The sequence below is a fragment of the Streptococcus parasanguinis genome, from assembly GCF_032163505.1.
Classification (GTDB): Bacteria; Bacillota; Bacilli; order Lactobacillales; family Streptococcaceae; genus Streptococcus; species Streptococcus parasanguinis_V.
In genome coordinates this window covers 781,173-803,406 of sequence record NZ_CP134147.1, presented here as the reverse complement: position 1 = coordinate 803,406, position 22,234 = coordinate 781,173, and the positions used below count along the sequence as shown (strand labels likewise).

Below are 22,234 nucleotides of genomic sequence, written 5' to 3'. Positions count from 1 at the left end.
GAATAAAAATATGGAGCCGGTGGGAGTCGAACCCACGTCCAAACACCTGCCAGCATATTTGTCTACAACCATAGGTTATGTCTTCTTTTAACAGCTACATGACACATAACTCAAGCCCTGTACCTGCGAGTCTATCAATCTCTTATCTAACTCCTAGACCAAGCTAGATCGTATCTCGCTAAAATTAAGACCTGTCATCAAACACGAGCGATTCGAATCGGGTCACGCCTGCTGGTGTTTAGGCAGCTAAAGCGTATGAATTATTATTTTTTGCAGTTATATTTAACTGGCGTTTTACATCCGCTAGATGAGTTGCAAAATATGCCTCATAATGCCTGTCGAATCCGTAACGACCCCAAAACGAATACAATTAGTATATCAAAATGTAGCTAAAAATGCAAAAAAAAAAATTGAACAAGAAGGCTTCCACTGGGGAGCTCCTTGTTCAATTAACTGTTTTTATTGAAGATTCAACTTATACTTGCTGATATAGTGAATGGTGAAGTACATAGAAACAATCTTGATGACTTCATAGATGAGGCCTGGGATGAAGTTAGGTCCAAAATCATCAATATTTCCATAAACCAATGCATATCCGACAGCATATGAATCTTTTAATGGATTGACTGCTGTACCGATGATACTTAAAACAATGCACAAGAGAAAGAAAAACAGAATAGCCTTAAATCCACGACGATTTTGGAAGAGTTGGCCAAGTGCGATCGATACATAAAATAGGAAGATCCCTGAGGCTGTGGTAAAAATCCACCAAACGATAATCCAATAAGCAATAGAATGACTAAAAGCCTCAGCGATAATACTAAATACAGGAGAGAGGTCTTGTCCAATGACAGCACCCATCACAATAATTGTGATAAAACCACTAAAAAATAGAAGGAATAGGCAGTAAAGACTCGCTACTAAAGCTCCCACAAATTTAGACAAAATGATCGCATGCGGGCTAGCTGGAAGGGTCCAGGTCAAGTAACCTTCACGTCCGTATATGTTGGAATAGAAACGACGGATAATAATATAGTAGTTACTAAGATAAAGACCAATGACTCCTCCAAAAATGAGAATCCCAAGAGTCCCCGTTATGATTTGCATACTATTGGTTTCCATATCCACAAAACCGTTTGTAGCACTTCCACCAATAACACCTGTAATCACTGACAAACCTAGTGCGATCAGGGTGATCAATAAATACCACTTAGCTGTCGATTTAAATTCATATTTTAATAATTTACCAAACATGGGGTCCTCCTAATAAACACGGAATTGATCACGGAAGATCTCATCGATTGATTTTCCGTGTTGATTGCGCATAACAGTCGTATTTTCATGCAAGAGGATTCTTCCTTGGTTGATGAAAATGGCCTCATCCAAAACTTGCTCAATATCAGCAATCAAGTGAGTAGAAATCAAGACAGAAGAGTTTGGACGTCTGTTTTGAATAATGGTCCGCAAAATATAATCACGCGCTGCTGGGTCAACCCCACCGATTGGTTCATCAAGAACATACAAGTCCGCTTCACGACTCATCACCAAAATCAATTGCACTTTTTCCTTGTTCCCTTTTGAAAGGCTGTTCAATTTTTGATTTGGATGCAAATGCAAATCGTTGAGCAATTGGTAAGCTCGTTGGACATTAAAATCTGCATAAAAATCTTGAAAATAGCGAATAGCATCAATAATTTTCATATTTTCATTCAGATAAGTTGTATCTGGCAAATAGGAAACTACTTTTTTAGAAGCAGGGGATGGTAATTGCCCATGAATATAGATATTTCCAAGGCTTGGTTGCAACAAACCATTAATCAATTTAATGATGGTTGTTTTCCCGCTACCATTGGGCCCCAAAAGGCCAATAATACGGCCAGGTTGGATGTTCAAACTAACATCCATGAGAGCAACTTCATGCCCATAATTCTTTGTCACATGGTCCAAGTAGACCAAAGGATACTGATTCATGTAAATCTCCTTTATTTTCTATTTATGCTATTATACCCTGTCCCCTTGATGATTGCAACTTTATCTGAAAATTTGCTAAGAATTTGTAAATACTTGTTCAAAAAAATAGGGATAAATAAATCAGAGGTTAGGGAAACCCCAACCTCTGATTTATTTTGATGCATAGAATGTTTAACTAATTCCAAGTGCGATCCGTGCATAACGGCTCATCTTTTCAACCGTCCAAGCAGGGTACCAGACCAACTTCACATCCACTGATGTCACTTCTTCTACTTCTGCTAAAACATCATGAATCTGATCTGTCAGAAGATCCGCTAATGGACACCCCATGGTCGTTAGGGTCATATCAATGATGGTTGCTCCAGTTTCACCGTCAAAATGGATCTCGTAGACAAGACCTAAATTGACAATATCAATCCCAAGCTCAGGATCGATTACCTCTTCCAAAGCATTTAAGATTTTATTTTTAATTTCTTCAATTTGCTCAGTTGTATATGCCATATGACTTCCTTTTTCTGCTATTTACTCTCGATAGAATTTCTTGGCTCGGGTTAAAAAGGTCCGCAGGACCTGGGTCGCTTCTTCATTTCTAGGCGACCGTTAAAAATGTCCACTGGACATTTTTAATCCTCTATAAAGTCACGCAATGGTTTGCTTCTGCTTGGGTGGCGGAGTTTACGGAGGGCTTTGGCTTCGATCTGACGGATCCGTTCACGGGTCACGTTGAAGACTTTACCCACATCTTCCAAGGTCCGCATTTTTCCATCATCCAAACCGAAACGTAAACGAAGTACGTTTTCTTCACGGTCTGTCAGGGTATCGAGGACTTCATCTAATTGTTCACGTAGAACCACACGAGTGGTGTAGTCTACTGGATTTTCAATCACTTCATCTTCGATGAAATCTCCCAAATGGCTATCGTCTTCTTCCCCGATTGGCGTTTCCAAAGAAACAGGCTCTTGGGCAATCTTCAAGATTTCGCGTACCTTATCAGGCGTCATATCCATGCGTTCAGCGATTTGTTCAGGCGTTGGGTCTTGTCCCAATTCTTGCAAGAGATTGCGTTGTTCACGAACCAACTTGTTAATGGTTTCCACCATGTGAACAGGGATCCGAATGGTCCGTGCTTGGTCTGCAATGGCACGAGTGATAGCCTGACGAATCCACCAAGTAGCATAGGTAGAGAACTTGAACCCTTTGGTATAGTCAAACTTATCAACGGCCTTCATCAAGCCCATATTTCCTTCTTGGATCAAATCCAAAAATTGCATTCCACGACCAACGTAACGTTTCGCAATGGATACAACCAAACGAAGGTTGGCTTCTGCAAGACGTTGCTTGGCTTCCAAGTCACCTTGTTCCACTAAGATAGCCAATTCTTGTTCTTCTTCATTTGTCAAAAGAGGAACAACCCCAATTTCTTTCAAGTACATCCGTACTGGGTCGTTGACCTTGGCAGAGTTGCTTCCAAGCAATTCCTCATCTGACAATTCTGGCTCTTCTTCATTGTTCAACACACGCGCACTTGGGTTACCATCTTTATCCGTGATCGAAATTCCTGCATCTTGAATCCGTTGCAAAAGATCTTCAATCCCATCTGCATCTAGTGTGAATGGAATAACCAACTTGTCATTAATTTCATCATCTGTTGCAGTTCCACTTTTCTTGTGGCTGCGAATAAACTCTGCAATTTGAACGTCCAATGTTGTAATATCTTTTTGTTCTTTAGCCATTCCTACTCCATTCTTCTTTTTTGAGCGATCAAACGCTCGAGTTCCAATAAAGCTTTTTCCGCATCCCCTGTCGAGGAAGCTTCCTTCACTTTATTTCCAATTTGTTGACTTTCTTTGCGAAGAAGCTCACGATTTCGCGTTTCTTCCACTTCTTCTAATTCACCATCCGCTATCTCTTCTGGCAAATCTTCTTCTACCATCCGGTACCAGGCGTGCTGGACCCCTTCAGGTTGCTCGGACAAATCCTGAGATGTGACTTCTCCATTTTGACAGAGTAATTGGTACAAGATCTGTAACTCCGGTGTGTCAAAGACAAAATCAGGTCGCAAACGGTAATCATTAAGCACCATTGGAAAATCTTTCATCCTACTTAATAAATGATTTTCCGCCTTGATCAAGCGCGTCATCCCACGATTAGGCAGGAGATCGACTGAAAAATTCGACGTTCTTGATCGTCCACCACTTTGATCCTCCTGCCGTTGATGCAAGCGACTATTATTGACAATCTGCTCAATCTGCAAATAATCAAAGTCTGGCAATAAATCTGCCAACTTATAAATATAGGTGTTTTGCGCTGTGATGGAGCGCGTCTGGGCGATCATCGGTGCCAGCTTCTCGACAAACTCAATCTGTGCCTGTAAGTTCTCAATATACTGGGGTTTCCAGTAGTGCATCAAGAATTCAACCTTACTGATCCGCGAATTCTTCAAGAGGGAAGCTAGATCTTCTGGGGAGGTCTTTTTGAGGTACTCATCGGGATCCATCTGATCAGGGATACGGACGATCTCCAACTCCAGATCCTGCAAGATATCCAAGGCCTTAGCGGTTGCTTCAAGTCCCGCCTTATCCCCATCATAGGTCAAAATGACCTTTTTGGTAAAATGAGACAGGTGCTGGACGTGCTCTGGTGTCAAGGCTGTCCCCATAGAGGCGACTGCATTTTCAATCCCAGCTCGATAAGCCGCAATGACATCCATAAAGCCTTCCATGATATACATTTCATGTTGCTTTTTGGCGCTCGTCTTAGCTTGATCCAAATGATAAAGTTCATAACTCTTATTAAATAGACGGGTACTTCGACTATTCTTATACTTGGCTTGATGACTGCCATCATCCGTTAGTTTCCACAGTCTACCAGAAAAAGCAATGACACGTCCACTATCATCCGTCAAAGGAAACATAATCCGATCCTGAAAGGCATCAAAAACTGTTCCAGCATCTGAGATTGTGAATAACCCCGAATCGGTAATCACTTTCTCAGAGAACTTCTCAGAGAGATTTCGATAGAGATAATTCCCTTCTGCTGGGGCTAAGCCCAATTGAAAATGTCGGATGACCTCATCCGTCAATCCACGTTCATGCAGATAATTTCGCGCTTCTTCTCCCATCTTTGTCGTCATCAGAATCGCCTGGTAGAACTTACTGGCTTCCTGATGAATCTCATAAAGTTCTTGGTTGGGATTGATAGACGTTGGTTGAGCCGGCCTTGCTTGGTACTGAAGCGCAATACCCGCTTTTTCTGCTACGATCTGGACCGCATCCATAAAAACGACTCCACGGTATTCCTCAATAAACTTAAAGACATCTCCCGAGCGACCACATCCAAAACAATGGTAAAACTGCTTGTCTTCAACGACATTAAAAGAAGGAGTCTTTTCACCATGAAAAGGACAGAGCCCTAAAAAATTACGGCCAGCCTTGGTCAAAGAAACAACTTCACCAATAACTTCAACAATGTTTACACTGTTTTTAATTTCTGCAATTAGCTCTTTATCAACCATAAACAGTGCCTCCATTTTACCATAGATTATCACTTTATATTTTATACTAAAAGTTAGTAAAAGTAAATTTTTTCCTACCGATTTCACACATAAAAGAAAAGATTTTCAACCTTTATCACTAATTTTAAAAAAATGAGGCATATTCCTTGTCAGTCGAATATTTTTCCGTTATACTATCATAGTAAAAAATTATTATGAAAGGACATATTTAGGATATGTTAAAAGATTTGAAAGCTTTTCTCCTTCGTGGGAACGTTGTTGACCTTGCTGTTGCAGTCGTTATCGGAGCTGCATTCGGAGCTATCGTAACATCATTTGTTAACGATATCATCACTCCACTTATTTTGAACCCAGCTTTGAAAGCTGCTCATGTTGAAAATATTGCACAATTGTCATGGAACGGTGTTGCTTACGGTAGCTTCTTGAGCGCTGTTATTAATTTCCTTGTTGTTGGTACTGTTCTTTTCTTTGTAGTGAAAGCTGCAGAGAAAGCTCAAAACCTTGGTAAAAAAGAAGAAGCTGTCGAAGAAGAAGCTCCTGCTCCTACTCAAGAAGAGTTGCTTACTGAAATCCGCGACTTGCTTGCAAACAAATAATCAGATAAAAAGATCCGATCTTCTAGCTAGAAGGTCGGCTTTTTTGTCTTCAATTTTTCTAGAGAAACAAAAAACAGACCGAAGTCTGTTCTTGTATTCAATTAGAATTTTTTACGTTTACGAGCTGCTTCTGATTTACGTTTACGTTTTACAGAAGGTTTTTCATAGAATTCACGTTTGCGTGTTTCTTGAAGAGTACCAGCTTTAGTAACCGCACGTTTGAAACGACGAAGAGCATCGTCAAGAGATTCATTCTTACGTACTACTGTTTTTGACATATTTTTCACTCCCTTCAAGTCTAAAATCTTAATAATTTTATCACACTTTAAGGACGCTGTCAAGATCTTTTGAAACTTTTCTAGCCCTCCTAGCCTTCATGTCATTTCTTTTTCCAACTTTTTCATTATTCCCATTTTATGATACAATGGAAACAAAGAAAACCCTGAAGGAGATACCATGTCAGAAATTTATGATATTACGATTGTTGGGGGCGGACCAGTTGGTCTGTTTGCTGCTTTTTATGGCAATATGCGCCAAGTAAAAGTCAAACTGATTGATTCCTTACCTCAACTGGGAGGGCAACCAGCTATTCTCTATCCAGAAAAGAGTATCCTCGATGTACCTGGCTTTACCAATTTGACTGGTGAAGAATTGAGCAACCGCTTGATCGAGCAAGTCAAACGGTTTGATACACCGATCTTTCTCAATGAAACTGTAGAGGATATTCGAAAAGAAGGCGACCTCTTCACCATCACTACTTCTCGCCAAGTGCATCAGTCTAAAGCAGTCATTATAGCCATGGGCGGTGGTGCCTTTAAGCCACGTGCCCTTGACATTGAGGGAGCTGAAGACTTTGATAACGTCCACTATCATGTTTCGAACATCCAACAATATGAAGGACAGCAGGTGACCGTCCTTGGTGGTGGAGACTCTGCTGTAGACTGGGCTCTTGCTTTTGACAAGATTGCTCCAACTACGATCATTCATCGTCGGGATAACTTCCGTGCTTTAGAACATAGTGTAGAAGAACTCAAACAATCTTCTGTTAGCATCAAAACACCATTTGTTCCTAGCCGCTTGATTGGCGAAAATGGTCATGCCACTCATCTTGAAATCACAAAAGTTAAAACCGATGAAACCGAACTCATTCCGATTGATCACTTATTTGTCAACTATGGCTTTAAATCTTCAATCGGAAACTTGAAAGAATGGGGTGTAGAATTGCAACGCCATAAAATCAAGGTCAACCAAAAACAAGAAACCAGCCTTCCTGGAATTTATGCTTGTGGAGACTGCTGCTTCTATGAAGGAAAGATCGATCTCATCGCTACAGGCTTAGGGGAAGCCCCAACAGCTGTAAACAATGCCATCAACTACATCTATCCAGATAAGAAAGTCCAACCAACCCACTCAACAAGTTTATAATAAAAAAGGCCTTTGGCCTTTTTTAAATTGAAGTCAAACTATTTTAAGTTAATCGATTCTGCAAAGAAGTAAAAATGAGTTCCTATTTTTAGTTTGAATCAAGAAAATACAAAAACTTTCCGCTGTGAGAAAAGTGCCTGAAACAATACGTTTCAGGCACTCGGGAGTTTTGAGACATTAGGCTCAAAACTAAGTCATGGAACTTCTATGAAGTTCGCTGACGTCCGTACTCACCTAAGGAAAGTTTTTAAAAAGACTTTATCCTCATTATGAAAGACCTTTGGCCTTTTTTATTTGTCTAAATCGTCTGCGATCTTATTGATCTTACGTAAGCGGTGGTTAACACCGCTTTTTGAAATAGGTTGTTGCAAACTATCAGCGATCTGCTGGATGGAATAATCTGGATGGTTCATTCGAATATAAGCAACTTCTTGTAGGTCACTTGGTAAACTTCCTAGACCGACTGTATCCACAATTTTACTGATATTATTGATGGTTTTCATACTAGCTGTGACCGTGCGTTGGATATTGGCCATCTCGGCATTATTGGCCCGATTGAGGTCATTGCGCGTCTCTCTCATGACCTTGATGGACTCAAATTCCTGCATGGCTTGCATGGCCTCTACGACAATTAGAAAATCAATAATATCTTCCGCTCGTTGCAGATAGGTCACCACTCCTTTTTTCCGCTCGATGGTTTTCGCATCTAGTAAAAATCCTTGCATGAGAAGGGCAATTCCTTCCGCGTGGTCTGTATAAACAGAATGAATTTCCAGCTGGTACTTCCCTTTTTCAGGATCTTTTATTGAACCACTCGACAGAAAAGCTCCCCGAAGGTAAGCACGACTGGCTACTTCATCCTCTAAAACACTAGCATCAATGCCTGTCTCAATCCCAAAGAAGGCATCTGCCAAATGCAAGTCAGCTAAAATTTCTTCTACCTTTTCATCCAAGAATACTGTGTAAACACGATTCTTTTTCAAATTGGTTTTTTGATGGTGGCGAATATCTGATTTGGCCTCATAAAAATGATGCAACAATTCATAGATATGGCGAGCGATCTTGGCATTTTCTGTCGTCACCGAGAGCGTCAAGCCCCCCATTGAAATCCCAAGACTTCCAGACATCTTGATAATGGCAGCCAATTCACTCTTTTCAAATCGCTTGAGAGACAATAATTCTTCTTTTACACGAACCGTAAAACTCATTTTCTCACCTGCACGATCTGCATCAACTCTTCGACTACTTTTTCGCCATCATGAAAGGCTCCTCCATTGACCAGCTTTAAGAAATCGGAAGAAATCACTTGGGGAACTTGCGAGTGCAGCCCCTTGAAATCGTGCTCTACCTGCACCAAGTATTCATCAAATTTGTTACTGTTCATGTAAGCTGCGGGAACCTGATTGATATTGACAAGGACCGTATCGATGAACTTCTCTCCCAAATGTTTATGGAGAACGGCAACGTGGTCACTGTCTGTGAAATGCTCGGTTTCTCCTCTTTGGGTCATGATGTTACAAACATAGGCTACCTGAGCCTTGGTTTCAAGGATGGCTTTCCCAATCTCATCGATCATCAAATTAGGGAGGATCGAGGTAAAGAGCGAACCAGGACCTAAGACGACCATATCACTTTCAAGAATAGCTTCCACCACTTTCTTACTAGCTTTTGGACGCTCTTGATCAAAGGTATTGGTCACATAGACATGATCAATCATGCCGGTGTAGTTAGCAATGTGGCTTTCTCCTACCACTTCTTTTCCATCTTGAAAGACGGCATGAAGGGTCAAGGGACTATCACTGGAAGGATAGATCTTGCCGGTCGTATGAAAGAACTTGGTTAACAACTGCATGGCATTATAGGTCGAGCCTTGCATCTCTGAAATCCCTGCAATGATCAAGTTTCCCAAAGGGTGTCCGGCCAAAGGTCCATCATCGTCTGCAAAGCGGTATTGAAAGACCTTCTCATAAAAACGAGGCATATCTGACATGGCAACCAGCACATTTCGAAGATCTCCAGGTGGTGTCAATTTTTGGATGTTCTTCCGCAATTCACCTGAACTCCCGCCATCATCTGCAACGGTTACGATGGCAGTAATATCGACCGGTTTCTTTCTCAGACTATCGAGGATAACAGAAATCCCTGTTCCTCCTCCAATAACGGTTACTTTAGGTTTTCTCATGAGCGATTCACCGTTTCTTTCCGTCTGTCCTTGTCTCTATGACTGCAATTGACCTGCCAATTTTTTTCTAAATCATGCGCTAAGCGCTCTGCAAAGGCTACTGAACGGTGTTGCCCACCGGTACATCCCATAGCAATGGTGAGAACGGATTTACCCTCCCGTTTATAAGACGGTAAAATAGGAACGATCAAGTCATGGAGGTGACGATAAAAGTCCTCTGATTCAGGGTGATCCATGACGTAATCATAGACAGCTGGATCTTGACCGGTTAAATTCCGAAGTTCCAATTTGTAGTAGGGATTTGGAAGGAAACGCACATCAAAGACAAGGTCAGCATCGATCGGAAGGCCATATTTAAACCCAAATGACATGACCTCAACCCGAAAATCTGGCTGATTATCTTGACTGGCAAATTGTTCTGCGATCGTTTTTCTCAAATTACGAGGTGTCAACTCAGTCGTATCCACTACATTTTGACTGATATTTTTTAAAGGGGACAAGAGTTCGCGCTCTAGGGTAATCCCATCTAAGACACGGCCATCTGCCGCTAATGGATGGCTACGACGGGTTTCCTTGTATCGTGCTACCAACTCACTGTCAGTGGCATCCAAGAACAAGACTTTGAAATCCAGGTCTTCTTGATTGTCCAATTCATCCAAAATGGTGCGAATTTCATTGAAAAAAGAACGGCTCCGCATGTCCACAACAACGGCTAATTTATTGTTATCTGGGCTGTGGCGCATGAGCTCAATAAATTTCAGCAAGAGCGCCGGTGGCATATTATCGATGGTAAAGTAACCCAAATCCTCAAACGATTGGATGGCAACGGTCTTACCCGCACCGCTCATCCCTGTTACCATGACCAGTTGAATCTTACTTTCTGTCATTTTCTCCTCCCATAAATAAAACAGAGTGGCCTACAGTTTCCTGCTCTCCACTCTGTCTTTTTGTCTTTGAATGGTTATTTGGCTTTGATTTCCGCAATAACTTCAATTTCAACCTTCACATCACGTGGCAGGCGTGCTACTTCAACAGCAGATCGAGCTGGAAACTCTGTGGTAAAAACTGTTTTATAGACCTCATTAAAAGGTACAAAGTCATTCATATCACTTAAGAAACAAGTGGTTTTCACCACGTGGTCAAAGTCTGTCCCTGCCTCTTCCAAAATAGCCCCAATGTTCTTTAAGACTTGCTCTGTTTGTTCTTGGATGGTTTCTCCAATGATTTCACCTGTTTCAGGTGACAAGGGAACTTGTCCACTTGCAAAGAGAAGATTCCCTACGATTTTCCCTTGAACATAAGGTCCAATTGCTGCAGGTGCTTTATCTGTATGAATTGTTTTTGCCATAGTATTCTCCAAGTCTATTTACTTCTGCTGATTTTCTTTTGCTAATTTTTCCCTTTGTAAGCGCAATTTGCGCTTAGGATTTAGCGTATTAAAGAGTTCTTCTAGTTTTTCAGCATTCCAAACATCGGCTGCTGAAACAAAATTTCCATTTTCATCTCGAAAAGATATTGGTTTATCTCCCACTGAAAAAGCCTCACTTCTTATTTGGAATCCTTGATCCGCTGGGGATCTATCCTAATCTACAAACTCAAATTCAAATTTACCGATCCGGACGATATCGCCATCTTTTGCCCCACGCGCACGGAGAGCTTCATCAACACCCATGCCACGCAATTGACGAGCAAATTTCATGACCGCTTCATCACGATCGAAATTCGTCATATTAAAGAGTTTTTCAAGTTTTTCACCAGACAAGACCCAAGCGGCATCGTCATCCCGACTGATGTCAAAGGCTGGCTGGTCTTCATCAAAGCCATAGTAGACTTCTTCTTGAGCCATTTCGTCTTCTGAATACAAGAGGAATTCTGGTGTTTTGTCTAACAATTCTGCCGTTGCTTCTAACAAATTGTCCAAACCTTGATGCGCCAAACTAGAGATCGGGAAAATCTGTGGCAGTTCATCAAACTCATCGTAATTGGCTGCCAATTTCTTCTTGAACTCTTTCAAGTTTTCTTGACTCTCCGGCATATCCATCTTATTTGCCACGATAATCTGAGGACGTTCCATCAAACGAAGATTATAGGTTTCAAGCTCTTTATTGATTTGAATATAATCTTCGTAAGGGTCGCGTCCTTCACTGGCTGACATATCAATAACATGCAAGATAACCCGGGTGCGCTCGATGTGACGAAGGAACTGGGTTCCGAGTCCGACACCTTGGCTAGCCCCTTCGATCAATCCAGGAAGGTCCGCGACTGCAAAGGATTCACCTGACGGTGTCCGAACCATGCCCAAATTTGGAACGATGGTTGTAAAATGATAGGCACCAATTTTTGGTTTGGCTGAAGTAATGACACTAAGAAGGGTTGATTTCCCAACAGAAGGAAAGCCAACCAAACCAACGTCTGCCAAGACCTTGAGTTCTAATTCGAGTTCGCGTTCCTGACCAGGCTCCCCATTCTCAGAAATCTCTGGGGCTGGATTTTTAGGAGTGGCAAAACGAATGTTTCCACGTCCGCCACGGCCACCGTGGGCAACAATGTACTCTTGTCCATCCTCGACTAGGTCCGTAATGACCTTGCCAGTCTCAGCATCTCGGACGGTCGTTCCTTGAGGGACTCGTACATAGAGATCTTCTGCTCCCCGTCCGTGCATCCCTTTGGTCATTCCTTTTTCCCCATTTTGGGCTTTGAAATGCCTGTTATAACGGAAGTCCATCAAGGTACGCAAGCCTTCGTCTACTACGAAGATGACATTGCCACCACGACCTCCATCACCACCCCAAGGTCCGCCATTAGGGACATATTTTTCGCGACGAAAAGCCACCATGCCATCGCCGCCATTTCCAGCCTTGACCTTAATCTTGGCTGTATCTAAAAACATACTCATAAATAGATGATTTCCTTTATTTCTGTGTGCGTCTTAGTAAGAAAGAGCACCAATTGCGGTTGCAAATATTGCACCAACCGTTACAATCAACATAATCACAATGACCACCATCGTGATCATTTCAAATGGTGTTTTTTTACGTTTTCCGTTATCTCCAAAAGCCACTTCTAATACCTCGATTACTATAAATTCATTAGCCCTATTTTACCACGAAATAGGGGATTTTTCAAATCGAGCCTACACAAAAAGACCAGACAGAAGTCTGATCTTTCATTGATCATATTAAGAATCTTTTCTTACACGTAAAATACCAACCGATAGAATTGCTAGGAAGACACCCATGACAAGAACTACCGGTGTCATCTTTTCACCTGTACTTGGAAGAACTTTTTTCTTACCAGGTTTTGGGGCTTCTTCTTTAACAGAAGATGAAGATGATTTCAATGAAGAACTTGATGTGGATGTTGAGTTCGATTTAGAACTGGAACTCGTTGAAGATGATGAGCTTGATGAAGAACTAGAGCTTGATGAAGAACTAGAGCTTGATGAAGAACTAGAACTTGATGAGGAGGTTGAGCTAGGTGTCGGTGGTGTTTGTTCTTTCTCACCTAATCCCTCTCCGGTTCCTGATTCCAATCTCAATTCACGGGTTAAACTACGCGGTGCTGGGAAATTGGTTGCTGTCCATGTTAATGTATTATGGACAACATCACCGACTTTCGTTCCAGGTGCCACTTTTGTAGAATATTCAATATACATTGGCCAATTGTAATTATCACCAAATTCAATTGTAAAACCAGTGATCTTTCCATCTGCATTCTTATTGAAAACAGCTTTTTTAGTAAAGTTATCCAGAACTGGGAGACTTAATATCTGAGCTTCGTTCTTAATCCCACCTTCTACAGGAGCATAACGAACAGCGCGTAAGCTACCTTCAACCAATGTTAAGCCATCTCCGAATTGGTCTTTAATGACCATTCCACGAAGCATATCTTGGCGAGCATTTAAGAGAATCCGCCATTTGATAATGGTTGGATCAGACTTATCTTGGTAACCGTATTTCATCTCATAGTCTCCAGCTTCTCCAGCTGTTTTTTCATAATTAAATGAAAAATCTGTATTTCCTAGTTTAAACTGGATTGGAGAAGTTTTTGTAACTACTTCTGAGTCTACTTTTACATCAAAATGAAGAGCAACTCGTTTGTTGAGTGGATGAGATGCGAAATAATCATTAAAGGTAACGGTCACTGTTTTCTTAGCTGTATCAACGACAGCTTTCCCCACCGTCTGACCATTTGATTGACCTTCCTCAAGAACATTGAATTCCAGTGCTGTGTAGAGGGCTAATTCTTTTGGCAAACTAAGAGTTAAGGTATCACCAGCTTGAATAGTTTGCGAATCTGGAAAGGCTAAATAAATACTTGCTGACAATTTTTCATTTGTCAACACCTTGCTCCCATTTGTTAGCGTGTTACCGTCTTTCGTTAGACGTGCTGTCTGTGTATATGATGAGACTTCTGCAGCATGTATTGTTTTAGTCAAACCAGCTGTGAATAGAATCGTTAGCACTAAGGCAAGTGCCCATACAATTTGACGAACCTGTTTCATATATACCTCCTCTGCTCGCCTATTTGCGAGCCATGTTTTTTACAAGGTTAAAGTCCGATTTCTGCTTGAACAACTGCAGCAATGGTATCTACATAGTAGTCCACTTCTTCATGGGTTGGTGCTTCTGCCATCACTCGAAGGAGGGGTTCAGTTCCACTTGGACGTACCAAAATACGTCCATTTCCTGCCATCTCCGCTTCCATTTTTTCAATGATTTCACGAATAGCAGGTACTTCCATCGCCTTATCTTTCATGCTATTTTCAACCCGGATATTGACGAGTTTTTGTGGATAAATGGTTACTTCAGCAGCCAATTCAGATAATTTCTTGCCGGTTTCTTGCATGATTTTAGTCAATTGAACTCCTGTTAATTGACCATCACCAGTCGTGTTGTAATCCATGATGACGACGTGACCGGATTGTTCACCACCAAGGTTGTAACCAGACTTGCGCATCTCTTCGACCACATAACGATCTCCAACAGCTGTGATTTCTTTTTGAATTCCCTTCGCATCTAATGCCTTGTGGAAGCCGAGATTGGACATGACGGTTGTGACGATCGTATTTTTTTCGAGCAAGCCTTTGCTTGAAAGATAAGAACCGATGATGTACATGATCTTATCCCCGTCAACGATCTCTCCATTTTCATCCACTGCAATCAAGCGATCGCTGTCTCCGTCAAAGGCTAGACCAATCGCTGCGCCTACTTCTTTGACTTTCTCTTGCAAATGCTCTGGGTGAGTAGAACCAACCCCATCATTGATGTTCAAACCATCTGGGTTTTCACCGATGACGGTCAATTGAGCTCCCAGATCTGCAAAGATTTGACGGGCACTAGTAGAGGCTGCACCATTTGCTGTATCTAAGACTACGTGCATGCCCTCGAGTTGGACACCTGTCGATACAAGGAATTCTTGATACTTACGCAAGCCTTCTGGATATTCCATGACCGTTCCTAAACCTTGGGCACTTGGACGTGGAAGGGTATCTTCAGCAGCATCAAGCAAGGCTTCAATTTCAAGTTCGCGATCATCATCCAATTTGAAGCCATCACCACCAAAGAATTTGATGCCATTGTCCAAGGCTGGATTGTGGCTAGCAGAAATCATAACTCCGGCACTGGCTTTTTCCGTACGAACTAGATAAGCAACACCTGGCGTTGCAATCACACCCAACTTGTAGACGCGAATTCCAACAGATAAGAGGCCAGCAATTAAGGCATGCTCTAACATTTCACCAGAAATACGCGTATCACGTCCAACAAATACCAAGGGTGTTTCTTCTTCATGTTGGCTCAACACATAGCCACCGAAACGGCCTAGTTTAAAAGCCAATTCTGGCGTTAATTCTACATTTGCTTCTCCACGGACACCGTCCGTCCCAAAATATTTACCCATTCTTCATTACCTTTTTTACTTTCTAATTACTTGAACTGGAGGAGGTCGACGACGAGCTGCTTGAGCTTGACGTAGACGAGCTACTCTTTGTGGTCACTTGAATCCGTGTTTCACTCGGCTTGACCAAACCTGGTAGAACATTTCCTTGGGCATCTACTGCATTTAAGGAAATAGTTCCGCTATAATTTCCACTAATGATCTCACTGGATGGGAAGACCGCTTGGACATGATCAATGCGACTCAAGGTTTCTTGATCGCTGGTCACTTCTACCTTGGTGGTTTCAAGAGAAATATCCGAAACCGTTATTCCATCCACAATTTGATTGTCCGGGATCGTAGCCCTGACCGCAAACGATTTTTTCGCTTTCTTCCCGATTTTTACAGAAACTTTCTGAGGCTCTACGGTTGCGGTCAAACCAGCCGGAAGATCTTCCACAATCAACGGCACTTCAACGGTACCTTCCTTGGCCTTACGAAGATCCGCTACCACGCGAAACTTCCGAGTTCCCGGCTGCATTTCGCTTGCTAGAGCGACCCGGTTTGAACCCTTTAGAAAGACTGTTACTTCCGATGTTAACCCACTGACAAAGTATGTCTTGTCATTGTACTTGGCATCAATCGGAATATTGGTCAAGGTATTGGTGTAGGTCTCTGAACTTACTTGTCTAGCGCTGCTATTATTTTGAAAATTAAAGGATGACGCATTAATAAACAAGATAAAGGACAATAAGACGGAGGCAAAAACATAAAGAAATTCTTTTTTCGATCTCATTTTGTCACCCTCCCAAATAGACGCTCTTTCCAACTACTCGTTTTATTCTCTTCAGGAACCAAGAAGGATCTCAATTCTGCCTCGAACTCTTCTAAAGTTAAATCGTGTCGGAAGGTTCCATTATAGGTCATAGAGATCCCGCCCGTTTCTTCTGATACCACAAAGGTAAAGGCATCCGAAACTTCAGACAAACCAATGGCTGCGCGGTGACGCGTTCCGAACTCTTTTGAAATTCCGGTATTTTCCGTCAAGGGCAGGTAGGCACAAGAAACGGCAATTTTATCATTGCGGACAATGACCGCTCCATCGTGCAAAGGAGTATTAGGAATGAAGATATTAATCAGCAATTCTCCTGAAATTTCCGCATCTAGTGGAATCCCTGTGGAAATGTATTCCTGAAGGGTTCTGGCCCCTTGAATAGCTACCAAGGCACCAATCTTACGTGGGCTCATATAAGCCACTGCCTTGACATAGGCCTGTACCATTTTCTCTTCCTGACTGACTTCACTCGTCGTAAAAAATTCTGTCGCCCGACCTAAACGCTCTAAGCCAATCCGAATTTCAGGGGAGAAAATCACAACCAGCGCGATAACCCCATAGGTAATCACTTGATTGATCAGCCAAGAAATAGTCGTTAAACCCAAAAAATTGGCTAAAAATTGAGCCAAGAAAAAGATAATAACTCCACGCACCAAAATCATGATCTTGGTCCCGACGATGGCCTTGATCAAAAAATACAGCAACCAAGCCACCAGGGCAATATCGATGATATTGATAATAACACTCCACCAATTTGGGAACAAACTGGTCCAAAATTGTGGATTTGAAAACTGTTGAATATTCATATTCTCATACCTACCACTTCTCTAAAAGACATCATCTTATTATAACACGTTTCAACAGATTTTTCTGTAACCTTCTGATGCTTTTTATGATAAAATATGATTTATGAAGATAAATACAACCTTGGGCCTTCTGGCAGGAAAGCTTTCCGGCTCTATTCTAGAAAAGATGGGGCGGGGATCAACCCTACCAGGTAAAGTAGCCCTCAAATTTGATAAAGATATTCTCAGTCAACTGGCAAAAAACTATGAGATTGTTGTGATTACAGGGACAAATGGAAAAACCCTGACCACTGCGCTAACAGTAGGTATTCTCCAAGAAGCTTTTGGACCTATTTTGACCAATCCAAGTGGGGCCAATATGATCTCTGGGATTACAACGACCTTCTTACGTGCTAAGCATTCGAAAGCAAATCGACCGATTGCGGTACTTGAAATTGACGAGGCCAGCCTCTCTCGGATTTGTGATTATATTAAGCCCAGCCTTTTTGTGGTCACTAATATTTTCCGGGACCAGATGGACCGCTATGGAGAGATCTATACGACCTACCAAATGATTTTGGATGCTATTCACAAGGTCCCAACTGCAACAGTCTTGTTAAATGGTGATAGTCCGCTCTTTAATAGTCAGACCTTATCCAATCCGATCCAATATTATGGATTTGATACTGACAAATCAGAGCCACAACTAGCTCATTACAATACGGAAGGAATCCTGTGCCCGCATTGCCACAACATCCTCAAGTACAAGCTCAATACCTATGCTAATCTTGGGGATTATATCTGTGAGCACTGTGGTTTCCACAGGCCTTCTCTGACTTATGCCGTATCGGATCTCCTCTCATTAACCCAGCGCTCTTCCCAATTCCGGATCCAAGGGCAAGATTACCACATCAATATCGGTGGTCTCTACAACATCTATAATGCCTTAGCAGCTGTTTCCGTTGCTGGATTCTTTGGGGTTCAACCTGAAGTGATTAAGCAAGGATTTGATCGCAGTCGCGCTGTCTTTGGTCGCCAGGAAACCTTTAAGATTGGGGATAAGGAATGTACCCTAGTCCTGATTAAAAATCCGGTTGGTGCGACCCAAGCCATTGAAATGATCAAACTAGCCCCTTATCCCTTTAGCTTGTCGGTTCTCCTCAATGCGAATTATGCAGATGGGATTGATACCAGCTGGATTTGGGATGCCGACTTCGAGCAAATCACTCAGATGGACATTCCAGAGATCAACGCTGGCGGGGTGCGCCACTCTGAGATTGCTCGGCGACTTCGGGTCACTGGCTATCCTGCAGAAAAGATCACAGAAATGGCTGAATTAAAAGAGGTTTTCCAACGCATCCAGCAACAGGAAACCCCTCACGCTTACATTTTAGCTACCTATACAGCCATGCTAGAATTCCGTGAACTTTTGGCCCAAGAACACCTGATTGAAAAGGAGATGCACTAATGACTTATACTTCCCTAGAATCTTCTGATCAGGCACAGTATCCCTACAGCCTGCGTATTGCCCATCTCTATGGCAACTTAATGAATACCTATGGGGACAATGGGAATATCCTCATGCTCAAGTACGTTGCGGAAAAGCTTGGAGCCCATGTCACTGTTGATATCGTCTCTCTCAAAGACCGGTTCGACCCTGATGCCTACGATATCGCCTTTTTCGGCGGCGGGCAAGACTACGAACAGACCATTGTATCCGAGGATCTACCAGATAAAAAAGAAGACCTCGAACGCTTCATTCATGACGATGGTGTAGTCCTTGCTATCTGTGGTGGCTTTCAGCTTCTAGGCCAATACTACATTGAAGCTTCTGGCAAACGCATTGAGGGACTTGGCATTATGGGCCACTATACGCTCAACCAAGTCAACAACCGCTATATCGGTGATATCAAAATCCATAACGAAGAATTTAACGAAACCTATTATGGTTTTGAAAACCACCAAGGTCGGACCTTCTTGGCTGAGGATGAAAAACCGCTGGGTAAGGTCGTCTATGGAAATGGGAACAACAAAGAAGATGGGTGCGAAGGGGTTCATTACAAGAACGTCTTTGGCAGCTACTTCCACGGTCCTATCTTGTCCCGAAATGCCAATTTGGCCTATCGACTAGTGAGCACTGCTTTAAAAAATAAATATGGCAAGGACCTTTCCCTACCGGCTTATGAGGAGATTCTAAGCCTAGAGCAGCCGGAAGAGTACGCTGATGTGAAAAGCAAGGCCCCTGCTGAACAATAAGGAGATAATGATGAACAAAAATAATCTACACTACATTGCTTTATTACTTTTAATTTTATTGATTGCTGGTATTTCCCTTGCAAACATGCAATCAGTCACTGTGAATTTCCTCTTGGTCCAATTTAAATTGCCCTTGATCATTCTGATCTTGCTCTGTGTCCTCTTGGGTGCATTTGTCATGACCTTGGTTAATTTTTCAAAGGGCTTCTCCCTAAAAAAAGAACTCAAGAGCACTCAAAAGCAACTGGAGGAAGAAAAGAAAGAAGTTAAAATAGAAGAAAAAAATAACAACTAAAAAAGCACCGATCGGTGCTTTTTTTATGCTGATGTACCTTCTTTTGCTTGTAATTTCTTGGCGACTACTTGTGCTAAGAGTGAAAAGAGGATGACGCCAGCTCCTATCAAGAGAAAAGATTCTACACGGACACTTGGCAACCAGGTCATCAAGCCTTTAGCCACAGGCATAAAGAGAATGGCCAAGGTAAAAATGGTGCTTAAGACCCGGCCCAGATAGTCTCCTTCTACCTTGGTTTGAACCTGGGTAAAAAAGTGGATGTTAAAAATTGTCATAAAGAGCTCACAGACTAGATTTCCAGAAAAGGAAAGAAGAGGCGGAAGGGGCAAGCCCATCATGAAGACTCCTACTCCTGTTAAAATCAATAAGAAAAGTAGCATTTCCATGCTTGATTTAAATTTATTAGCAATCAAGGCTCCGATGATAGAGCCAATAGCGCCCAAGGTTAAGATGGTCGCATATGCTCCTTTGACCCCGTAAAGGCGATTCGAAAAAGGAATCAAAAACTCAAAAGCTGCAAAAAAGAAATTGACGCTGGAAGCCACCAACAAGAGAAAGAAAATCTCTTTCTGATGCCAGATATAGTGCAATCCATCCTTCATATCCGAAAAAATATCTTTTCCCGTAAGCCGTTTCTTTTCCTGAACCTTGGCTTCTTCTTTCGGAAGGAAAGCGACCAGAACAAAGGCGATGAAAAAAGTTAGCGCATCTAGTAAGAGAGTCGCATGGAGACTGGCAAATTGTAAAACAAGGAAAGAGAACACAGGAGAACTAACACCGACCACTTGTAAGGTCAACTCCAAGCGGGCATTATAGGTCACAATCTCATCCTTTTCTACAACTTCTGTGATAATGGCTTTATTAGCCGTACGAGAGAAAGCAAAAGCAATGGCCTGGACAATATTGGCAACAATCAGGCCTGCAATCATCAAGCTATCATTTGTGATAAAAGAAATTCCCAAACAAAGGAGACCACAAACCAAGTCGGTCGTCATCAAAATCTTGCGACGGGAAAAACGGTCTGAGATCACGCCTCCAAATGGATTGACTAGAATGGAGGTGACGAGTTCAGAAATCTGATAAATCCCCAACACTGTCTTTCCTACCGTCCCCATCGAAGCCAGCCAAACACTGTTCCCATAGTCATAGAGCATATTTCCCATTCTATTGATCGCCCCACGAGCAATCAACTGGATAGCATGTCGATTCATAAAAAACCTCCTTCATTTTCTGAAACTATTGTATCAGTTCATGAAAGAGGTTTTCATTTTGTCCCCTATTTGGGAAAATTAATGCTTTACAAATTTATCAAAGGATCCCTACTGTTCTTTTGATTGAAGTTGCTTAGCTACTAGCTGAGCCAAGAGTGAAAAGAGAATAACCCCAGCTCCAATCAAGAGAAATGATTTCATACGGACGCTTGGCAACCAAGTCATCAAACCTTTGGCGATGGGCATAAAGAGAACAGCCAAGGTATAAATTGTGCTCAATACTCTACCTAGATAATCATCTTCCACCTTGGTTTGTACTTGAGTAAAAACGTGGATGTCGAAAATGGTCACAAAAAATTCACAGACCAAATTTCCTGAAAAGGAAAGATAAGGCGGAAGGGGCAAGCCCATTATGAACACTCCTATCCCTGCCATGATCAGTAAAAACAGGAGAATTTTCATACTTGATTTCATTTTATTGGCAACAAGTGCTCCTAGAATAGATCCAATAGCTCCCAGCGTTAAAATGGTCGCATAAGCTCCTTTAACCCCGTATAGACGATTCGAGAAGGGAAGTAAAAACTCAAAAGCTGCAAAAAAGAAATTGACGCTAGAAGCCACCAATAATAGAAAGAAAATCTCTTTCTGATGCCAGATATAGTCTAACCCATCCTTGATATCAGAAAAAATATCTTTCCCGGTAAACTGTCTCCTTTCTTGCACCTTAGCTTCTTCTTTCGGAAGGAAAGCCACTAGGACAAAGGCAATGAAAAAGGTCAGCGCATCTAATAAGAGGGTCATATGAAGACTGGCAAATTGTAGAACTAGGAAAGAAAACACGGGAGAACAGACACTAACAACCTGTAAGACTAATTCCAAGTGAGCGTTATAGGTCACAATCTCTTCTTTCTCTACTACCTCGGTAATAATGGCTTTATTGGCAGGTCGAGAAAAACCAAAGGCAATGGCCTGAACAATATTGGCAAAAATAAGAGCCGCAATCATCAAGCTATCATTTGTGATAAAAGAAATCGCCAAACAAAGGAGCCCACAAACCAAGTCGGTCGTCATCAAAATCTTGCGACGAGAAAAACGGTCTGAAATCACTCCTCCAAAAGGATTCACGAGAATCCCTGTCACTAACTCAGAAATCTGATAGATCCCTAATACCGTCTTTCCTATAGTACCCATCGAGGCCAGCCAGACACTATTCCCATAATCATAGAGCATATTTCCAATTTTGTTAATCGCTCCACGACTAATTAATTGGACCGCATGTCGGTTCAT

Annotated in this window: 24 protein-coding genes and 1 other RNA gene; 5 read left to right on the top strand and 20 right to left on the bottom strand. The window is 42.0% G+C overall.

Going from position 1 to position 22,234, the window contains the following annotated elements; genetic code table 11:
- Positions 1 to 8: 8 nt before the first annotated feature.
- The 6 genes from ssrA to dnaG form a co-directional block, all read right to left on the bottom strand.
- Positions 9 to 357, bottom strand: a transfer-messenger RNA (tmRNA) gene (gene ssrA, locus RIN70_RS04135).
- A gap of 102 nt (positions 358 to 459) precedes the next feature.
- A complete protein-coding gene (locus RIN70_RS04130; RefSeq protein ID WP_195623097.1) occupies positions 460 to 1,254 on the bottom strand; it encodes a hypothetical protein in 795 nt (264 codons plus the stop codon).
- Between the two features lie 9 nt (positions 1,255 to 1,263).
- Positions 1,264 to 1,971, bottom strand: a complete 708-nt coding sequence (locus RIN70_RS04125; protein WP_049522645.1) for an ABC transporter ATP-binding protein — start codon at positions 1,969 to 1,971, stop codon at positions 1,264 to 1,266.
- A 171-nt stretch (positions 1,972 to 2,142) separates the two neighbouring features.
- Complete coding sequence (locus RIN70_RS04120; protein ID WP_004220168.1) at positions 2,143 to 2,472, bottom strand: metal-sulfur cluster assembly factor; 330 nt, start codon at positions 2,470 to 2,472, stop codon at positions 2,143 to 2,145.
- A gap of 122 nt (positions 2,473 to 2,594) precedes the next feature.
- Positions 2,595 to 3,704 (bottom strand): RNA polymerase sigma factor RpoD, encoded by a 1,110-nt coding sequence (rpoD, locus tag RIN70_RS04115; protein ID WP_021152924.1) that lies wholly within the window; start codon positions 3,702 to 3,704, stop codon positions 2,595 to 2,597.
- Between the two features lie 2 nt (positions 3,705 to 3,706).
- Complete coding sequence (gene dnaG / locus RIN70_RS04110; RefSeq protein WP_195623098.1) at positions 3,707 to 5,485, bottom strand: DNA primase; 1,779 nt, start codon at positions 5,483 to 5,485, stop codon at positions 3,707 to 3,709.
- 215 nt (positions 5,486 to 5,700) lie between these two features.
- Between dnaG and mscL the strand changes: the two genes are divergently transcribed.
- Positions 5,701 to 6,081, top strand: coding sequence for a large conductance mechanosensitive channel protein MscL (mscL, locus tag RIN70_RS04105; RefSeq protein WP_003006532.1), 381 nt, complete (start codon positions 5,701 to 5,703; stop codon positions 6,079 to 6,081).
- Positions 6,082 to 6,182: 101 nt separating this feature from the next.
- On the opposite strand, the gene rpsU is transcribed toward mscL, so the two are convergent.
- A complete protein-coding gene (gene rpsU / locus RIN70_RS04100; protein WP_000048054.1) occupies positions 6,183 to 6,359 on the bottom strand; it encodes a 30S ribosomal protein S21 in 177 nt (58 codons plus the stop codon).
- A 178-nt stretch (positions 6,360 to 6,537) separates the two neighbouring features.
- Here rpsU and RIN70_RS04095 point away from each other — a divergent pair, with 178 nt between their 5' ends.
- Positions 6,538 to 7,506 (top strand): NAD(P)/FAD-dependent oxidoreductase, encoded by a 969-nt coding sequence (locus tag RIN70_RS04095; RefSeq protein ID WP_049490569.1) that lies wholly within the window; start codon positions 6,538 to 6,540, stop codon positions 7,504 to 7,506.
- Between the two features lie 290 nt (positions 7,507 to 7,796).
- Here the strand turns inward: RIN70_RS04095 and whiA are convergent, their stop codons facing one another.
- From whiA to cdaA, 11 genes are all read right to left on the bottom strand, one after another.
- Positions 7,797 to 8,714 (bottom strand): DNA-binding protein WhiA, encoded by a 918-nt coding sequence (gene whiA, locus RIN70_RS04090; protein ID WP_003006525.1) that lies wholly within the window; start codon positions 8,712 to 8,714, stop codon positions 7,797 to 7,799.
- Positions 8,711 to 9,688, bottom strand: a complete 978-nt coding sequence (locus RIN70_RS04085) for a YvcK family protein (protein WP_003017791.1) — start codon at positions 9,686 to 9,688, stop codon at positions 8,711 to 8,713. Before RIN70_RS04085 ends, whiA begins: the two co-directional genes overlap by 4 nt.
- Positions 9,685 to 10,575 carry an RNase adapter RapZ gene (gene rapZ, locus RIN70_RS04080; RefSeq protein ID WP_009732574.1) on the bottom strand — a complete coding sequence of 297 codons (891 nt, stop codon included), beginning with the start codon at positions 10,573 to 10,575 and terminating at the stop codon, positions 9,685 to 9,687. Before rapZ ends, RIN70_RS04085 begins: the two co-directional genes overlap by 4 nt.
- Positions 10,576 to 10,649: 74 nt before the next feature.
- Positions 10,650 to 11,036 carry a RidA family protein gene (locus RIN70_RS04075; RefSeq protein WP_049472168.1) on the bottom strand — a complete coding sequence of 129 codons (387 nt, stop codon included), beginning with the start codon at positions 11,034 to 11,036 and terminating at the stop codon, positions 10,650 to 10,652.
- An 18-nt stretch (positions 11,037 to 11,054) separates the two neighbouring features.
- Positions 11,055 to 11,219, bottom strand: a complete 165-nt coding sequence (locus RIN70_RS04070) for a hypothetical protein (RefSeq protein WP_003006512.1) — start codon at positions 11,217 to 11,219, stop codon at positions 11,055 to 11,057.
- A 51-nt stretch (positions 11,220 to 11,270) separates the two neighbouring features.
- Entirely contained in the window at positions 11,271 to 12,584 is a 1,314-nt protein-coding gene (gene obgE / locus RIN70_RS04065) for a GTPase ObgE (RefSeq protein ID WP_313790703.1), read from the bottom strand.
- Between the two features lie 33 nt (positions 12,585 to 12,617).
- On the bottom strand, positions 12,618 to 12,749 hold the full coding sequence (locus RIN70_RS04060) for a DUF4044 domain-containing protein (RefSeq protein WP_003011566.1): 132 nt from the start codon (positions 12,747 to 12,749) through the stop codon (positions 12,618 to 12,620).
- A 117-nt stretch (positions 12,750 to 12,866) separates the two neighbouring features.
- Entirely contained in the window at positions 12,867 to 14,192 is a 1,326-nt protein-coding gene (locus RIN70_RS04055; RefSeq protein ID WP_313790702.1) for an Ig-like domain-containing protein, read from the bottom strand.
- A gap of 47 nt (positions 14,193 to 14,239) precedes the next feature.
- A complete protein-coding gene (gene glmM / locus RIN70_RS04050; RefSeq protein WP_023917722.1) occupies positions 14,240 to 15,589 on the bottom strand; it encodes a phosphoglucosamine mutase in 1,350 nt (449 codons plus the stop codon).
- Positions 15,590 to 15,611: 22 nt separating this feature from the next.
- Positions 15,612 to 16,361: a CdaR family protein gene (locus RIN70_RS04045; RefSeq protein ID WP_023917720.1), complete on the bottom strand. Its 750-nt coding sequence runs from the start codon at positions 16,359 to 16,361 to the stop codon at positions 15,612 to 15,614.
- Positions 16,358 to 17,206, bottom strand: a complete 849-nt coding sequence (gene cdaA, locus RIN70_RS04040) for a diadenylate cyclase CdaA (RefSeq protein WP_023917718.1) — start codon at positions 17,204 to 17,206, stop codon at positions 16,358 to 16,360. The genes RIN70_RS04045 and cdaA overlap by 4 nt, the downstream gene beginning before the upstream one ends.
- 103 nt (positions 17,207 to 17,309) lie before the next feature.
- Here cdaA and murT point away from each other — a divergent pair, with 103 nt between their 5' ends.
- Genes murT through RIN70_RS04025 form a run of 3 tightly spaced genes read left to right on the top strand, consistent with a single transcriptional unit; the run spans position 17,310 to position 19,736 of the window.
- Positions 17,310 to 18,653, top strand: a complete 1,344-nt coding sequence (gene murT, locus RIN70_RS04035) for a lipid II isoglutaminyl synthase subunit MurT (RefSeq protein ID WP_201087659.1) — start codon at positions 17,310 to 17,312, stop codon at positions 18,651 to 18,653.
- Entirely contained in the window at positions 18,653 to 19,441 is a 789-nt protein-coding gene (gene gatD / locus RIN70_RS04030) for a lipid II isoglutaminyl synthase subunit GatD (RefSeq protein ID WP_009732567.1), read from the top strand. Before murT ends, gatD begins: the two co-directional genes overlap by 1 nt.
- A gap of 10 nt (positions 19,442 to 19,451) precedes the next feature.
- Positions 19,452 to 19,736, top strand: coding sequence for a lipopolysaccharide assembly protein LapA domain-containing protein (locus RIN70_RS04025; protein WP_024056107.1), 285 nt, complete (start codon positions 19,452 to 19,454; stop codon positions 19,734 to 19,736).
- A gap of 23 nt (positions 19,737 to 19,759) precedes the next feature.
- Here RIN70_RS04025 and RIN70_RS04020 read toward each other — a convergent pair whose 3' ends face one another.
- Together RIN70_RS04020 and RIN70_RS04015 are read right to left on the bottom strand one after the other, a co-directional pair.
- The gene (locus tag RIN70_RS04020; RefSeq protein ID WP_045759262.1) at positions 19,760 to 20,947 is read right to left on the bottom strand and encodes an MFS transporter; all 1,188 of its coding nucleotides are present in this window, start codon (positions 20,945 to 20,947) and stop codon (positions 19,760 to 19,762) included.
- Between the two features lie 108 nt (positions 20,948 to 21,055).
- Positions 21,056 to 22,234 (bottom strand): MFS transporter, encoded by a 1,179-nt coding sequence (locus RIN70_RS04015; protein WP_045759261.1) that lies wholly within the window; start codon positions 22,232 to 22,234, stop codon positions 21,056 to 21,058.

What these genes read in the sequence shown, in the direction of transcription:
- RIN70_RS04130 (WP_195623097.1), bottom strand. Translation starts at nt 1,254, where the DNA reads ATGTTTGGTAAATTATTAAAATATGAATTTAAATCGACAGCTAAGTGG.
- RIN70_RS04125 (WP_049522645.1), bottom strand. Translation starts at nt 1,971, where the DNA reads ATGAATCAGTATCCTTTGGTCTACTTGGACCATGTGACAAAGAATTAT.
- RIN70_RS04120 (WP_004220168.1), bottom strand. Translation starts at nt 2,472, where the DNA reads ATGGCATATACAACTGAGCAAATTGAAGAAATTAAAAATAAAATCTTA.
- rpoD (WP_021152924.1), bottom strand. Translation starts at nt 3,704, where the DNA reads ATGGCTAAAGAACAAAAAGATATTACAACATTGGACGTTCAAATTGCA.
- dnaG (WP_195623098.1), bottom strand. Translation starts at nt 5,485, where the DNA reads ATGGTTGATAAAGAGCTAATTGCAGAAATTAAAAACAGTGTAAACATT.
- mscL (WP_003006532.1), top strand. Translation starts at nt 5,701, where the DNA reads ATGTTAAAAGATTTGAAAGCTTTTCTCCTTCGTGGGAACGTTGTTGAC.
- rpsU (WP_000048054.1), bottom strand. Translation starts at nt 6,359, where the DNA reads ATGTCAAAAACAGTAGTACGTAAGAATGAATCTCTTGACGATGCTCTT.
- RIN70_RS04095 (WP_049490569.1), top strand. Translation starts at nt 6,538, where the DNA reads ATGTCAGAAATTTATGATATTACGATTGTTGGGGGCGGACCAGTTGGT.
- whiA (WP_003006525.1), bottom strand. Translation starts at nt 8,714, where the DNA reads ATGAGTTTTACGGTTCGTGTAAAAGAAGAATTATTGTCTCTCAAGCGA.
- RIN70_RS04085 (WP_003017791.1), bottom strand. Translation starts at nt 9,688, where the DNA reads ATGAGAAAACCTAAAGTAACCGTTATTGGAGGAGGAACAGGGATTTCT.
- rapZ (WP_009732574.1), bottom strand. Translation starts at nt 10,575, where the DNA reads ATGACAGAAAGTAAGATTCAACTGGTCATGGTAACAGGGATGAGCGGT.
- RIN70_RS04075 (WP_049472168.1), bottom strand. Translation starts at nt 11,036, where the DNA reads ATGGCAAAAACAATTCATACAGATAAAGCACCTGCAGCAATTGGACCT.
- obgE (WP_313790703.1), bottom strand. Translation starts at nt 12,584, where the DNA reads ATGAGTATGTTTTTAGATACAGCCAAGATTAAGGTCAAGGCTGGAAAT.
- RIN70_RS04055 (WP_313790702.1), bottom strand. Translation starts at nt 14,192, where the DNA reads ATGAAACAGGTTCGTCAAATTGTATGGGCACTTGCCTTAGTGCTAACG.
- glmM (WP_023917722.1), bottom strand. Translation starts at nt 15,589, where the DNA reads ATGGGTAAATATTTTGGGACGGACGGTGTCCGTGGAGAAGCAAATGTA.
- RIN70_RS04045 (WP_023917720.1), bottom strand. Translation starts at nt 16,361, where the DNA reads ATGAGATCGAAAAAAGAATTTCTTTATGTTTTTGCCTCCGTCTTATTG.
- cdaA (WP_023917718.1), bottom strand. Translation starts at nt 17,206, where the DNA reads ATGAATATTCAACAGTTTTCAAATCCACAATTTTGGACCAGTTTGTTC.
- murT (WP_201087659.1), top strand. Translation starts at nt 17,310, where the DNA reads ATGAAGATAAATACAACCTTGGGCCTTCTGGCAGGAAAGCTTTCCGGC.
- gatD (WP_009732567.1), top strand. Translation starts at nt 18,653, where the DNA reads ATGACTTATACTTCCCTAGAATCTTCTGATCAGGCACAGTATCCCTAC.
- RIN70_RS04025 (WP_024056107.1), top strand. Translation starts at nt 19,452, where the DNA reads ATGAACAAAAATAATCTACACTACATTGCTTTATTACTTTTAATTTTA.
- RIN70_RS04020 (WP_045759262.1), bottom strand. Translation starts at nt 20,947, where the DNA reads ATGAATCGACATGCTATCCAGTTGATTGCTCGTGGGGCGATCAATAGA.
- RIN70_RS04015 (WP_045759261.1), bottom strand. Translation starts at nt 22,234, where the DNA reads ATGAACCGACATGCGGTCCAATTAATTAGTCGTGGAGCGATTAACAAA.